This window comes from Vallitalea sp. (assembly GCF_025211055.1).
GTDB lineage: Bacteria > Bacillota > Clostridia > Lachnospirales > Vallitaleaceae > Vallitalea.
Genome location: NZ_JAOARO010000059.1, coordinates 24,442 through 40,193, shown reverse-complemented (window position 1 = coordinate 40,193; position 15,752 = coordinate 24,442). Strand labels below are relative to the sequence as shown.

The 15,752-nt window shown below is 30.1% G+C and carries 13 protein-coding genes and 1 other annotated feature; of the genes, 2 read left to right on the top strand and 11 right to left on the bottom strand.

What is annotated here, in order from left to right; genetic code table 11:
- Positions 1–20: 20 nt before the first annotated feature.
- The 4 genes from N4A55_RS08570 to N4A55_RS08555 form a co-directional block, all read right to left on the bottom strand.
- Complete coding sequence (locus N4A55_RS08570; RefSeq protein WP_293755192.1) at positions 21–944, bottom strand: phosphoglycerate dehydrogenase; 924 nt, start codon at positions 942–944, stop codon at positions 21–23.
- Between the two features lie 32 nt (positions 945–976).
- On the bottom strand, positions 977–1,543 hold the full coding sequence (locus tag N4A55_RS08565; protein ID WP_293755191.1) for a glucose-6-phosphate isomerase: 567 nt from the start codon (positions 1,541–1,543) through the stop codon (positions 977–979).
- 261 nt (positions 1,544–1,804) lie between these two features.
- On the bottom strand, positions 1,805–3,805 hold the full coding sequence (locus N4A55_RS08560) for a methionine--tRNA ligase (protein ID WP_293755190.1): 2,001 nt from the start codon (positions 3,803–3,805) through the stop codon (positions 1,805–1,807).
- Between the two features lie 109 nt (positions 3,806–3,914).
- Positions 3,915–4,171: a binding site (T-box leader), on the bottom strand.
- Positions 4,172–4,331: 160 nt separating this feature from the next.
- Positions 4,332–5,687, bottom strand: a complete 1,356-nt coding sequence (locus N4A55_RS08555; RefSeq protein WP_293755189.1) for a citrate/2-methylcitrate synthase — start codon at positions 5,685–5,687, stop codon at positions 4,332–4,334.
- Positions 5,688–6,157: 470 nt separating this feature from the next.
- Here N4A55_RS08555 and N4A55_RS08550 point away from each other — a divergent pair, with 470 nt between their 5' ends.
- Positions 6,158–7,903, top strand: coding sequence for an Rqc2 family fibronectin-binding protein (locus N4A55_RS08550; protein ID WP_293755188.1), 1,746 nt, complete (start codon positions 6,158–6,160; stop codon positions 7,901–7,903).
- An 87-nt stretch (positions 7,904–7,990) separates the two neighbouring features.
- On the opposite strand, the gene N4A55_RS08545 is transcribed toward N4A55_RS08550, so the two are convergent.
- The 3 genes from N4A55_RS08545 to N4A55_RS08535 all read right to left on the bottom strand — a co-directional run bounded on the left by N4A55_RS08545 (position 7,991) and on the right by N4A55_RS08535 (position 10,088).
- A complete protein-coding gene (locus tag N4A55_RS08545) occupies positions 7,991–8,125 on the bottom strand; it encodes a hypothetical protein (protein ID WP_293755187.1) in 135 nt (44 codons plus the stop codon).
- A 104-nt stretch (positions 8,126–8,229) separates the two neighbouring features.
- Entirely contained in the window at positions 8,230–8,889 is a 660-nt protein-coding gene (locus N4A55_RS08540) for a DUF4652 domain-containing protein (RefSeq protein WP_293755186.1), read from the bottom strand.
- 20 nt (positions 8,890–8,909) lie between these two features.
- Entirely contained in the window at positions 8,910–10,088 is a 1,179-nt protein-coding gene (locus N4A55_RS08535; RefSeq protein WP_293755185.1) for an AAC(3) family N-acetyltransferase, read from the bottom strand.
- A 101-nt stretch (positions 10,089–10,189) separates the two neighbouring features.
- On the opposite strand from N4A55_RS08535, the gene N4A55_RS08530 reads away from it, so the two are divergent.
- The gene (locus tag N4A55_RS08530; RefSeq protein ID WP_293755184.1) at positions 10,190–10,360 is read left to right on the top strand and encodes a hypothetical protein; all 171 of its coding nucleotides are present in this window, start codon (positions 10,190–10,192) and stop codon (positions 10,358–10,360) included.
- Positions 10,361–10,420: 60 nt separating this feature from the next.
- Here N4A55_RS08530 and gatB read toward each other — a convergent pair whose 3' ends face one another.
- The 4 genes from gatB to ligA form a co-directional block, all read right to left on the bottom strand.
- Complete coding sequence (gene gatB, locus N4A55_RS08525; RefSeq protein WP_293755183.1) at positions 10,421–11,866, bottom strand: Asp-tRNA(Asn)/Glu-tRNA(Gln) amidotransferase subunit GatB; 1,446 nt, start codon at positions 11,864–11,866, stop codon at positions 10,421–10,423.
- Positions 11,867–11,914: 48 nt separating this feature from the next.
- Positions 11,915–13,375: an Asp-tRNA(Asn)/Glu-tRNA(Gln) amidotransferase subunit GatA gene (gene gatA, locus N4A55_RS08520; protein WP_293755182.1), complete on the bottom strand. Its 1,461-nt coding sequence runs from the start codon at positions 13,373–13,375 to the stop codon at positions 11,915–11,917.
- Between the two features lie 24 nt (positions 13,376–13,399).
- Positions 13,400–13,687, bottom strand: a complete 288-nt coding sequence (gene gatC, locus N4A55_RS08515) for an Asp-tRNA(Asn)/Glu-tRNA(Gln) amidotransferase subunit GatC (RefSeq protein ID WP_293755181.1) — start codon at positions 13,685–13,687, stop codon at positions 13,400–13,402.
- A 78-nt stretch (positions 13,688–13,765) separates the two neighbouring features.
- Positions 13,766–15,730, bottom strand: coding sequence for an NAD-dependent DNA ligase LigA (ligA, locus tag N4A55_RS08510; protein WP_293755180.1), 1,965 nt, complete (start codon positions 15,728–15,730; stop codon positions 13,766–13,768).
- Positions 15,731–15,752: the final 22 nt, after the last annotated feature.

Genomic DNA, 15,752 nt, shown 5'->3' with positions numbered 1-15,752 from the left:
TCCTACTTTTTTCAATTAATCTATAATTCGTTTATCAAATTAGTTGTTGCCATCATACTCATATTATCAATTGCTTCTAATGTTGAAGCCGCACAATGTGAACCTATTACAATATTATCTAGTTTAGTAAACTGATTATTTGAAGGTGGTTCTTCCTCAAACACATCAATACCTGCACCTAGTATTTTGTTATTTAATAAAGCATCACACAATGCATCTTCATTAATAACACCACCCCTAGCAGTATTGACTACAATAGCTGAATCTTTCATCATATCAAATTCCTTATAACTTATGAGATCCTTAGTTTCTTTTGTCAAAGGCAAATGCAAACTAATAAAATCAGCCTCTTTATAAATCGTTTCCAGATCAACATACTTAATATTATTATCTTTTGCATAAGATTCGTCCTTAAAAACATCATAAGCCAATACATTCATATTAAATCCAGAAGCTCTTTTTGCCACACCTTTTCCAATAGCACCTAATCCTAAAACACCTATATTTTTACCCCACATTTCAGAAGTTTTAATTTTTTTCCAGTTTCCTTTTCTACATTCCCTGTCTATACAACTTATCTTCCTTGTAATATCAAGCATAAGTCCAAATGCATAATCTGCTACAGCATTAGAATTAGCTCCAACTGTTCTATGTACTGGTATATTTCTTTCCTTTGCATACTCCATATCAATATTATCTAATCCTACACCATACCTTGAAATACATTTAAGATTGGTCGCTTTTTCTAGTACTTTTCTGTTGCAAGGATCAACACCTAATATGACCCCATCTACATCTTTTATACAATCTATCATTTCTTCTTCTGTCATAATTCTTCCATATGGATTAGTTATTATTTCATATCCTTTTTCTTTTAGCATATCCCACGGTTTAGAATTATTCTTCCCAAAAGATCTTGGAGTAATTAGAATCTTATAACTCATAAAACTCTCCTTTCATTAGTATGACATTCTATCTATTTCCATTTTGGATTATCAATAATTTCTGGTTTCCCATCTTTTTCCACAATTAGCTTTCTATAACCTTTTGTCTCAATAGTTCCATAATCATGTCCTGCATCAGCTCTAAAAACAAAGAAAGTAACCAATGGTTCATCTCCTATATTAATGCTTCTATGAGCCCATCTACCTGGAACATAAACAGCTTTTCCTGCTTCTAACAAAACAGCCTCCCAATCACCTTCAGGAGTTTCCATTAGCATATAGCCTCTACCACTTAAACAGTAATACACCTCTGCAAGATCAAGTTTTGTATGAAAGTGCCCTTTTGTCATAAAATACTCATTTCCAACTTTACCAGGATAAACAATACTTGTACCATATAATAAATCTTGTTCTACTTCGTCAAATCCTAGCTCTGTAAAATCATAGACTTTTACATCTTCCTTCTTAATCATTTCTTCTGCTTTATCTACATCCATATACATATCTTTCATGTTAGATAAAAATCTTGAAGTAGTTTTATTTTCCTCTGTATTCCCTGTTTTTAAATCAAAAGACATTGAAAAAGGTTTTTTAACCATTTTATGATCCCTCCATTATTTTGCTTGTATATATTATTTTTTGTATTTTTATATTATCATATATTTTCATTTATTTCAAGTTATATTTTTTCATTTACTTTCATTTCTTTCTTTTTTCCTTTTTTCCCCTTTTTTCCTTTTTAATATTATCGTAATTTTTATAAAAAAAGAGCCCTCCAAAATAAAATGGAACGCTCTCTTTTTTATTCACTTTTACTTACTAAAGCCCATATGTTAATTCTAAATATATTTTATTTCTAATTACTTATTATACTGACTTTCATGTTTCTCAAAGAAATCTATTCGAGGTTCTAGATATTTCATCTTATGACTATCATAATCATCAATAAATGTATATATATTATCAAAAATATAATTCCAATCCCAAATGCTTTCATTTACTTTCAGATATTCTCTAACCATTTTGCAACTATTTGGAGCAATTGGATGTATCAATGTAATAGCAGTACGTACACCATGAAAAGCTGTTATTAGAACTTTTTCTCTAAGTTCATTATCTTCTTCAGCTTCAGCTTTCTTCATATTATTAACCCAGTATTTGTTCATTTTTCTTATATAGCTGTCAAGTACATATACAATCCTATGAAAATCATGATTATACATATGTCTTTCATAATTTAGTATTGCCTCTTTAGATTCCTCCAATATCTTTTCGTCTATTTCTCCCATAGGGATTTTAGAATCAAAATACTTTTGAGATGTATAGAAACAAGATCTAATAAGTCTATTAAATACATTAGTAAGTAAATTACCATCTTTTAAAACAGTATCTGGTCCTTGTCTATCTTCTTCTTTCATAAATACCTGTGGTGTGAAACTTACACTTTTTTTAGCTAATCCAAGACTTAAAAAATGCATTCTCAATTGCTCTGGAGTATAATAATCTAATAATTCCTCTGCCATAGGTGGTTTGATATCACTACTACTACTTGCCTTTTTATCCATGAACAATACATGATTATTAGGTATTAGATGAGGTAGATTAATGTTTTCCCAATCTAGGCTACTATCCTTATTAATGCCAAGTAATGCTAAGAACATACCCATTTCAGCAATACCATAAAAATAAATATTATCTTCCCCGATGAATTGATATACTTTTGAATCTTTTGATTCCCACCAATCCTTCCAATTCTCTGGATCTTCGCCAATTGAATCTAAATAAGTTTTAGTAAAAGAAATTGGTGCCCATAGTGATTCTGGCCATACCCAGAATGTCAAATCTTCTAAGTCTTCTTTCTCAGGTACTTTAATTCCCCAATCAATATTTCCTGATAATCTGAAAGGAACTAATGTCTTTCCAGTTCTGAATCTTATTCCAAGCTCATCAAAAACATCTCTTGCCGTATCTCTATCCTCCAAATTATCAAATATAAAAGTTATTGAAGGTTTTTTTTGTTCATCAATTATTGTATGTTTAGGTAATTTTTTTTGTATATCAGCTAAATCATCTTCTAACTGCTTTCTCTTAACATATATAATTGGTGGCTTTAAGAATTCTTCAATAGTATTTAATAGGTATTTACGAGAATTAGAATTCTCTTTTAGATCCTTGATTCTGTCTTTTAAGACTTCATTATATTCATCTAATTTGAAATACCAGTTAGTCACATCTGTAAGTTCTGGTGTTTTACCTGATAGAATGCTTTTAGGATCTATTAATTCATTAGGCATGTACATATGACCCATTGAACATTCATCTGCATATGCTTTGTCAGAATTACATCCTTCTATAGGGCATTTACCAACTACCTGTCTACCATTCAATAATACTTTATGTTCCGGATCATAGAATTGTGGTGTAGATAACTTAGTTAAATAACCATTTTCATATAATTTATTGAATATGTCTTCTGAAACTTCTTTGTGGAATTCTCCAGGTTTGTCCAAACTAGAAGCTCCATATAAGTTAAGACTCATTTCATACTTATCTAAAACTTCACTTTGCTTATTATGGTTTTGTCTTACATAATCCTCTATTGTTCCTTCAAATTTATTATCATCTACCAGTTGTCTATAACTAGCTAATATTGGAGAACCATAACAATCTGTTCCTGATACGAATATAACATTTTCTTTACCTATTCTATCTCTTAAGAATCTTGCGTAAGTATCAGCGTGAACAAATACTCCTCCTACATGTCCAAAATGTAATTCTTTATTACCATAAGGCATTCCTGCTGTAACAACAGCTTTTTTAGGAAATTCTGGTCTTGGTCTCCTTCTTCTATTGTCTTTCATAAGCAAACTCCTTCAAATAGTTTTTATTGTATTCATACTTATTATTTAGGATTATTTCCAAGTTGTTTCATGAAAAAAAGCTCATAAAAAAACACCTCCTACAAATATTCGTAGGGGCGATTTATTCGCGGTACCACCCTAATTCATTAATATGTCACCATACTAATCTCATCAAGTACTTATTATACTATAGTTCTGTAACGTGAACAAACGTCATAGCATCACTTATCATATTATCTCAGATAACTAATAAGATCCGTATGCAGCTCAGAGTCTTGGTTCATTAAATATTCACTGTTCCATCTCAGCACAAGGAAACTCTCTGTAAGCTTCTAATTTAATTACTCTTCTCTTCATTGCTTTTATTTTCTAAAAGTATATTAAAAGATACGGGTTTTGTCAAGGACTATTTTATTATTGAATTTTAGTTAATTTATAATCATTTAAGTAAGAAAAAGTGTTTTGCCTAGCAAAACACTTTTCTTATAATTAGCATCACTAATAACTATTTCATTATAATATTAACTTACCTATTATTTATATTTTTATATTCTCTAGGTTCCGTAATATTTTTATATGCAGGTCTTATTATCCTGTTAGCTCCATAGAATTCTTCTATTCTATGTGCACACCATCCTCCAATTCTTGCAATAGCAAATATAGGAGTAAATAATTCAGGTGGAATTTGAAGCATATTATAAACAAATCCTGAATAGAAATCTACATTTGCACATATTTCTTTGGAAGATCCTTTTACTTTTGCAAAAACTTCTGGTGCTAGATTTTCAATAGATTGATATAGATTATATTCTTTCATCATATCTTTCTCAATAGCTAATTGATGAGCTTTCTTCTTAAGCATAACAGCTCTTGGGTCAGATAATGTATAGATTGCATGACCCATACCATAGATGAGTCCTGATCCATCATTTGCTTCTTTTTTTAATATTTTAGTAAGATAATTCTCTATTTCCTTTTTATCTTCCCAGTCTTTTATATGAGCCTTGATATCATCCATCATCTGTCTAACTTTATTGTTAGCTCCACCGTGTTTAGGACCTTTTAATGATCCTATTGCAGCTGCTACGGCAGAATAAGTATCTGTACCTGAAGATGAAACTACTCTTGCTGTAAAGGCTGAGTTATTACCACCACCATGCTCAGCGTGTAGTACAAGACATAGATCAAGTAATTCAGCTTCTGATTTGGTGAATTTATTATCTACACGTAACATATGTAAAAAGTTTTCTGCAGTACTTAAATTTCTTGTGGTATTATGAATATAAAGACTATTGTTATCATAATAATGGGATTTTGCTTGGAATGCATAAGCAACCAATATTGGAAATCTGGCTATTAATTCTATACATTGTCTTAACATATTCTCTATACTTGTATTATCTGGATTATCATCATAAGAATAAGTCGCCAAAACACTTCTAGCTAATTTGTTCATAATATTAGGACTTGGAGCTTTTAATATCATATCTTCAGTAAAACCTTCTGGAATTTCTCTGCTCTCTCCTAATATTTCATTGAACTCCTTAAGTTCACTACTAGTAGGAAGTGAACCGAATAGTAACAGATAACATACTTCTTCGAACCCGAATCGTTCTTCTGACTGAAATCCATCAACTATATCTTTAACATCAATACCTCTATAAAGCAAAGAACCTTCTGTAGGGATTTTTTCACTATCATCTAATCTATAACCAATTACATCTCCAATTTCTGTTAGACCAGCTAAAACACCTGTTCCATTCTTATTTCTTAATCCTCTTTTTACTCCAAATTTGTCATACAGTTCAAAATCAATTTTGTTATTGTTTTCAGCTAAATTAGCGAACTTCAGTATTCTCCTATATATCTCTTTATCACTCAAACTATCAACTCCTTGTATTATTATTATTTTGCACTTATAAATATTAATAAAGTAAATAAGATTTCCAGAAGTAATTGGTTTTTATTCCATTAGAAATGACCAAATGTATCTTGTTTGTTTTATACGCCTATGGATTGTATACAATCATACAAATTATTGCCAAAGCTATGAATCCCTGTAAATTACAACCACAATAAAATTTATACTTGTATACTATTGTAATATAAAACGATGTACTTTGCAAGCTTTAATAATAAAAATGAATGAAATAATTTAAGGTAATTTATTAGTCATAATATTCTGTTATATGCATAAATAGTAATGAGTATATTTATACTCACCAATTAATTATTGATAAACCGCCTTTTATACCATATATTTAAGTCTATTACTTCCTTTTTAATTTACTTAGTGTTATACTTGTGATTATAATTACTTAACAAGAATACTTAGAAAGGAATGATTGATACATGGCACTAGACGGAATTGTAATTTCGAATATTGTATCCCAACTTAATCAATTAATAACTGGTGGTAGAATTGATAAGATCTATCAACCTGAAAATGACGAGTTAATTATATCAATAAGAAATAATAAAAATTCATATAGATTATTATTATCAGCTTTAGCTAATATGCCACGCATTCACTTGACAGAAATACCAAAAAAGAATCCATTGAATCCCCCTAATTTCTGTATGTTATTAAGAAAACATATTATTGGTGGTAAGATTCTTAAAGTTATTCAACCTAATTTTGAACGAATAGTAGAAATTCACCTTGAACACCTTAATGAACTAGGTGACTTGTGCATTAAAAAGCTAATTATTGAAATAATGGGTAGGCATAGTAATATAATCTTCTGTGAAGAAAATAATAGAATATTAGATAGTATAAAACATGTATCCCTTAATGTTAGTTCTGTTAGGGAAGTATTACCTAATAGAATCTATACTTATCCTCCAGCTAAGAATAAAATAAATCCTCTGGATAATTTTACTTTGGATAATTTTATTGCTATACTAAATGATAAGAATACCATTATTCACAAAGCACTCTACTTTACTTTTAATGGTATAAGTCCTGTGATTTCCGAGGAAATATGTTATAGGGCTGGTATTAATAGTTCTACACCAACCAGTGAATTGACTGATAGTGATTTTAATAATATATATACCACTTTTGAATCATTGATGAATTTAATAGAGAGAGGCGATTATACACCTAATATAATTACTGATGAAGAAGGAACATATAAAGAGTTTTCGTCAATTGAGTTAAGTAGTTATGGGGGAGATTATGAATCTATAGATTATGAGTCAATTTCTCATGTACTGGATAGTTATTATGCCAAAAGTTCTAATACCTCCAGGATAAGCCAAAAATCCAGTGATATCAAGAAAATAATAGCAACAAATCTTGAGAGATGTTATAAGAAATTAGATTTACAGTTAAAGCAGATAAAAGATACGGAATCAAGAGATAAATATAAGATTAAAGGAGAATTAATTACAGCTAACATATATGCAATAAAAGAAGGAGATAAAGAACTGAAAGCGTTCAATTACTACACTAACGAAGAAACCACTATTAGTCTAAAACCTAATTTATCACCCTCTGAGAATGCTGCAAAATATTATAATCGATATAATAAGCTTAAAAGAACTTTTCATGCATTGACTGAACAGATAAAAGATACCAAAAGTGAAATTAGCCATCTTGAATCTATACAGAATTCTCTAAATTTTGTTGAGGCAGAAGAAGATTTACAATTGATACGTACAGAATTAATGGAATACGGTTATCTTAGATTCAGAAAAAACAAGAATAAAAAGGCATTGCAAAAATCCAAGCCTTTCCATTATAAGTCTTCTGATGGTTTTGACATCTATGTTGGTAAAAACAACTTACAAAATGATGAATTGACTATGAAAACTGCTAGCGCTAATGATTGGTGGTTTCATACAAAAGAAGTTCCTGGCTCACATATAATTGTCAAAACTAATGGCAGAGAATTAAGTGATACAGCTTATGAAGAAGCGGCTGCTCTAGCCGCTTATTATAGCAAAGCGAATAATTCAACTAAAGTGGCAGTTGATTATACATTAAGAAAGCATATTAAAAAACCAGCTGGCTCAGTACCTGGTTATGTTATTTATCATACTAACTATTCAATGTATGTTAATCCTAGCGATGAAAAAGTTACGTTAATATGAATAAATATAGTTGGTTTTCTTACCTTACTCTTAAGAGTATCAGTTTTAGAAAATCAACTATATTTTATTATTGTTTGACCGATTTTACTATCTTGGATAAATTTCTTCCAAAAATACATCTTTGGCTCTATTATAATTATCGTTATCTACTCTATTTCCTTTGCATCCTATACATATAATCATAGTACTAAGTATTAATAGTAACATAATAAATTTTTTCATGATATCTACCTCTCTGCAAAAAATTCTAGTTAATTTATTCCATACTATTAACATTATTATATGTATATTAATTATTTTTATTAAATTTTATAATTATATTCTTTTTACTTATCAACTAATTTTTCAATTTCTGTAATGTTATATATTATGATTTTTGAATTGGTTTTACTAAGTGTTTCATCTTCCCATGTAGCATATTCAATTTCAAAAATATCATCTTTCTTTTTTATAGTTCTATATTCGGATAATTCAGCAGGTACTAGTAATGGGATAACCTCTTTTGTCTCAATATTATAAATGGATATTTCCCCGCCTAATCTTACTGCTTTATGTCCAAACCCTCTAATTACTAATAATCTTTTATCATCTAACCATTCTACATCTTTTGGCGTATTACTACCTTCATCATTACCTAGTAGCATTGTCTTTTCATGATCTTTCAAATTATATAAGTATAATTCACCTGGATAGTCTGGTTCACCTGTAACAAATACTATTGCTGATTCATTAGGTGCGATTTTAGGATATGAACAGAGCGTCTTACTTACTTCTATATATTCATCATCCTCTTTTATGTAGATAGTTTTACTTTCACCATATACAAGAGAGATATCTTCATTTATATCAGACATTATATACGTATCATCAGGAAGAATTTGTTGTGATTTTTTGTAAACATCTTCTTCAATCTTAATTACTTCTTTCGAACAACCTGTAATTACAATAAGTGTTATTAGAAATATCCACATCTTAATATATTTCATTCTACATAACTCCTTAATTATTATCTATTTTTTTTCATCCATTCTATGGCAAAATCTACTGCTTGTCTTTGACTAAACAGTCTAGACTCAGCTTTACCTATCTTATGTTTGATGACTCCTTTGATTTCTTCATATTCTAATCCTATCTTATCAAAATCATCTACATCAAGTTCTATATCTTTATACTCAACCCATTTTCTTTTGCCGTCTAAAAGTATAGGTGCTCCCAGATTTTCTTCTTTCTTCTTACTAATCATATATTCAGCTAGGTGAAAGGAAGTATTATTTTCATAGCCTACACCCAATAATAAAATCATCCCATCTAGATCATATATTTTTTTTAGTGGTGAATTACATCCTAGGCTATACTCCAATGAGTGATTCCTGGTAATGTCTTCAGCATTCTTACCCCAAGCAGTAAAAGAAACATGTGGGTGACTACTTCGTAATACTCCTGGATAAGTCCTAAATGTTTCTGCTATACGCCCCATTTTATTGGTTGGCGTAATATTTTTATCAAAAGCAGGCATATGCTCTTTTATTATAGAAACCCAATCTTTTGGTACTGGTGGATTTTCCCAATCCGCAGGATCCGAATAATCAGTAGTATGTGCTGGCATAATAATGGTCCCTTCATCAGTAATGACATCCATTAAAGCTTGAACAACCGCTACTGCCCCTCCACTTATCCATCCAATATTACTCATTGAAGAATGTATAATTACAGTCATGCCTTTCTGCAATCCCATTTCTTCAAATTGTTTTCTAAGTGAATGCCTTGTGTTAGGTGTACTCGTTCCATCTACAATATCTTTTTCAGTAAGTTTTTTATCAACATTTTGTTTATCTTCATTATCTTTACTTTTTCTAAACTCTTCCATCTCTTTTAAATAATTTTTTTGTGTTTCCGTTTTATTGTAATATTGCATCTCTTGTAAATTAATATTACCCTTATTAGATTTTATGATATTTAATAATTTATCAAAAGTTTGCTTATCAACTATATGTCTCCCATTACAATTAGTACATATAATTATTCTTTTTACATTAACAGGTATAATAGGTATAAAAAATAATGTAAACCAAGTAGTTACTTTAACCAATTGCCAATCTGTTACTAACTTACAAATATTACATTTACTTTTACCTATATTTCCGTATTTCTTAATTGTTTTATATCCCCATCCAAATATTAACATATTTATCACCTTTTATAATTTTTACAAACATTTAACTGTAAGTTTTGGTTTATTTTCAGTAATTATGGATAAAATACCATAACAGGAGGTGCATTTATCTTATGGATATTAATTGCACACACAACTGCATTTATCAAAAAGAAGGAAAATGCAATTTATCTGTCTCTGTAACTCTTAACAACATAAGTAATAATAAAAACGTCAATATTGACTGTCCTTATTACATCTCGAAAAAAGAAGATATTAATGAAGAATCTTCTATAAGTACTTAACCTTAAAATATTAAAAAAGGTACTGTTTATAATTATGAAACAGCACCTTTTTAAGTTTTTTTAATTGTTTAACTTACTAATTGCTCCTCTTAATAATTCATTAACCATTTTAGGATTAGCTTTCCCTTTAGTCGCTTTCATCATTTGACCAACTAACGCTCCTATTGCAGCTTGTTTTCCACTCAAATAATCATTAACAGCTTTTGGATTAGCTTCTATAACTTCTTTTACTAAACTTTGTAACTGACTATCGTCACTAATTTGCTTAAGTCCTTTTGCTTCAACAATTTCACCTGGACGTTTTTCTGTTTCCCAACACTCAGCAAAAACTTTTTTACCTATACTATTACTAATTGTACCATCTTCAATTAGATTAACAAGTTCTGTTAGAACATCAGGTTCAAACGGTATTTTAGCTTGTTCTTTTTGTTCTTCATCTAATCTACTATAGATTTCAGTTATAATCCAATTAGCTACCGCTTTTTTATTCTTAATATCTATTACTGCTTTTTCAAAATAATCAGCCATATTTCTGGAAGCAGCAATTAATCTAGCGTCGTACTCTGTTATCTTATATTCCTCTACATATCTTCTAACTCTGCTATCAGGCATTTCAGGTAATGAATTTCTTATTTCTTCAATTTTTTCTTTTGATGTTATTATAGGCATAAGGTCAGGTTCTGGGAAATAACGATAATCATGTGCTTCTTCCTTACTTCGCATAGATACTGTTATACCTTTTGATTCATCCCATCTTCTTGTTTCTTGAATGACTTTATCGCCACTTTCTATAACTTTTATTTGTCTTTTTGCTTCATACTGAATAGCCTTAACTGCATAATTAAAGGAATTCATGTTTTTCATTTCAGTACGAGTACCTAATTGGGTATCACCTTTTTTTCTAATGGACAAGTTTATATCACATCTTAGAGAACCTTCATTCATTTTACAGTCAGATACATCTGCATATAGAAGGATTGTCCTTAACTTCTCCAAGAAAATCCTAACATCTTCTGAAGATCTAAAATCAGGTTCAGTAACAATTTCAATTAGCGGAACGCCACATCTATTGTAATCTACTATAGAGCCTTCGCCGGATTCATGAATCAATTTCCCAGCATCTTCTTCTATATGTATCCTATTAATTCTAATTTTCTTAATTTCTCCATTTACTTCTATCTCTATCTCACCTTCATAACATAACGGAAGGTCATATTGTGATACTTGATAAGCCTTTGGAAGGTCTGGATAAAAATAATTTTTTCTATCTTGTTTACTGAATTCATTTATATTACAATCCATTGCTAATCCTGCTTTAATAGCATATTCTACAACTTTTTCGTTTAGTTTTGGTAATGTACCTGGCATACCTGTACAAATAGGGCAACAATGTGTATTAGGTTCCCCTCCGAATTCTGTTGTACAGCTACAAAATATTTTTGTTTTAGTTTTTAGCTCGGAATGTACTTCTAATCCAATAACTACTTCATAATCTGAATAGCTCAATTTCTTCACCTCTGTTTAGAATCTATTATTTATAGCTTATAGTATAATTTAAATCTGTGGTGTTATATTAGGTAGATCTCTATTTTGTTCATAAGCATATGCCATCTGTAATATTGTTCTTTCATTAAATGCTTTTGAAATAAATTGTACACCTATTGGCATATTGTTACTATCAAATCCACAATTCATTGATAATGCTGGTACTCCAGCAATATTTATAGGTACTGTACATATATCATTCATATACATTTCTATAGGATTATTTATTTTTTCACCTATTTTGAATGCTGTAGATGGTCCTGTTGGAGTTAATATTATATCGTATTTTTCAAACACTTTGTCAAATTCATTTTTAATTAATGTTCTTACCTGCTGAGCTTTTTTATAATAAGCATCATAGTATCCTGAACTAAGGGCATATGTTCCAAGCATAATTCGTCTTTTAACTTCTTTGCCAAACCCTTCATCTCTAGTCTGCTTGTACAAATCCACTAGATTATCATAGTTGTTAGCTCTATATCCATATTTTACGCCATCATATCTAGCTAAGTTGGAGGATGCTTCAGCTGAAGATATTAAATAGTATGCTGGCAAAGCCAAGTCAGTCATGTTCATATTTACTTCTTCAACAATTGCACCTAATTCTTCTAATTTCTTAGCAACATCTATAACTTTTTCTTTTATCTCAGGTTGGATTCCATCAGAAAAATACTCTTTTGGTAGTGCAACCTTTTTACCTTTTATATCTTTTGTAAGATTTTCTCCGAAATCTTCGTATTTTTTATTATAAGAACTTGAATCTAATTTATCATATCCTGTAATTGTGTTTAGTACAAGAGCCATATCTTCAACATCTTTTGTCAAAGGTCCTATTTGATCAAGTGATGAAGCAAATGCTACCAAACCATAACGTGATACTGTTCCATAAGTAGGTTTCATTCCTACAACTCCACAGTAATGAGCTGGTTGTCTAATAGAACCTCCAGTATCAGAACCTAGAGTAAAAACGGCCTCATTAGCTGCAACAGCTGCTGCAGAACCACCTGAACTACCTCCTGGAACCCTAGTTAGATCCCAAGGATTCATAGTCTTATGAAAATATGAATTTTCATTAGATGAACCCATAGCAAATTCGTCCATGTTAAGTTTTCCTAATAATACTACACCTTCATTATTTAACTTCTGGGTAACAGTTGCATTATAAGGAGGTACAAAATCCTCAAGCATCTTAGAAGCACAAGTCGTTTTTATACCCTTGGTACACATATTGTCCTTAATTCCTATAGGAATTCCTGCCAGTATACCTAAGTTTTCACCTTTAGCTCTTCTGTCATCAATCTCTTCTGCCCTAGCTAAAGCCTGTGATGTAGTTAATGTAATATAAGCATTCACACTACTTTCAACTTTATCAATTCTATCTATATAAGATTTAGTGATATCTACACTACTTATTTCCTTTGATTCTAATCTATCTTTAAGTTCGTGGGCTGTCATTTTAATTAAATCCATTATCTTGCCTCCCTGCTATTTAATTTACTCAACGATTCTTGGAACACTGAAACATCCATTTTCCTTGTTCGGTGCATTACTTAATAATTCATCTCTAGAAAAAGAAGGATTAACTGTATCTTCCCTAAATACATTATTAATAGGTATAATATGAGCTGTAGGATTAGTATTATCTATATTAATCTCATTAATCCTGTTTGCAAATTCAATAATAACTTCCATATCTGTAGTCATCTGTTCTTTTTCTTCTTCCGTAAGATTTAATCGGGCAAGATTAGCAACATGTTCAACTTGTTCTTTTGTAATCTTCACATTAATTCCTCCCTTTTTGGATTTATAACATTCTACCATAAGGCATGCTTTAACACAATACTTTATTACTCTTTGAGTTTATAATAGGGATTGAAAGGTTTCTTCATCTATAATTGGTACACCCAACTCTTTTGCTTTTTTATTTTTTGAAGATGATGATTCCACGTTATTATTGATAAGATAATCTGTGTTGCCAGTAACACTTCCTGTTACTTTTCCACCTAAGCTCTCAATCAATTCCTTTAATTCTTTTCTATTTGCATATATAGTTAAACTTCCAGTTATAACAAAAGTCTTTCCTTCCAAAATGTTATTATTGGTACTTTCTATTTTTTGAATGATAACATAATCAAGCAAATCATTAATTACTTCCATACTCTTTTCATCACTGAAATACCTGACAAAAGACTTGGCAATAATACTTCCATACCCTTCAATAAGTGTTAACTCTTCTTCTGATGCAGATAATATTTTATCAAGATCATAATCATAATGTTTACAAATCAATTTTGCATTACTTAATCCTACATTAATTATTCCTAGTGCATAAATAAAATTAGGAAGTAATACCTTTTTACTTTTTTCTACGGATTTGATGAGATTAATATATGACTTTTCGCCAAATCCTTCCATATCTATTATCTCATCTTTATATTTTTCAATTCTGTAGATATCCGCAAAAGTTTTTATAAAACCTTTATCAATGAATTTTTGTATTGTAGATTCGGATAACCCTTCTATATTCATAGCATCTCTACCAACAAAATGTGTAAATGATTTTATTTTCTTGGCTTGACACTCTTCATTAATACAATATAGAACTTTTACATCATTAACTTGTTTTACCTCAACTTCACCACCGCAGACTGGACATTTGCTAGGAATCAAAACTTCTCTTGATGTTTGATTATCAGTTTTATCTTTGGACAAATTATTAGCAACTTGTGGTATAATCATATTGGCTTTGTACACTTCAATGGTATCACCTTTAATCAATTCCAGTTGCTCTAATATACTTAGATTATGAAGGCTCGCCCTTTTTACAGTAGTTCCCTCAAGCTCTATAGGTTCAAAGACCGCAATAGGATTAATAGCTCCAGTTCTAGAAGCACTCCATTCTATATATAATAGCTTAGTATCTTTTACTTCATCACTCCACTTGAATGCTATTGAATGTCTAGGGAATTTTGCTGTTTGTCCTAAACTCCTAGAATAAGAAATAGAGTCAAAAGTTAGTACTAAACCATCTGAACCAAAATCATTTTCCTGTATTTTATCTTCAAAATTTTTGATTTCATCCTCAATATTATCCTTATATACTATACTGTACTCTACAGTATCAAAACCAAGAGATTGTAACCATTCCAACTGATTGATTTTTGAATCACAAAACTCAACATTATCTCCTTGAACTAAAGTAAAAGGAAAAAAATGCACATATCTCTTAGCTGTGATTTTATTATTAAGCTGTCTTACAGTACCACTACATAGATTTCTAGGATTCTTATATTTATCTTTATCAATAATACGTTCATTAATGATTTCAAAATCAGAATACTTAATTACTGCTTCTCCTCTAATGATTAATTCATCTTTGTATGAAATATTAAGAGGAATGTTTTTAAAAACTTTAGCATTATTAGTAATTACTTCTCCAACCTCTCCATTTCCTCTTGTGACTGCTTTAACCAGCTTACCTTCGTTATATGTCAAGACTATTGTTAAGCCATCTAATTTCCATGATAGCATCCCTTTTTTATCCCCTATCCATTCTTTCAGTGCTGATATTTCTTTTGTCTTATCTAGGGATAACATTCTCATTTTATGCTTTTCTTTTGGCAAGGAGCTTAAAAGAGTATATCCAACCTTATTAGTAGGACTATCACTCATTGTTATACCCGTCTCTTTTTCCAGTTTAATCAATTCATCATATAGATTGTCATACTCATAATTACTCACGATTTCATTATTCTTTTGATAGTATTCTTCGCCTGCTCTATTTAACAGCTGAACCAATTCTTTCATTCTATTTAATTCATTCATAAAATTAATCTCCTTGTTATCA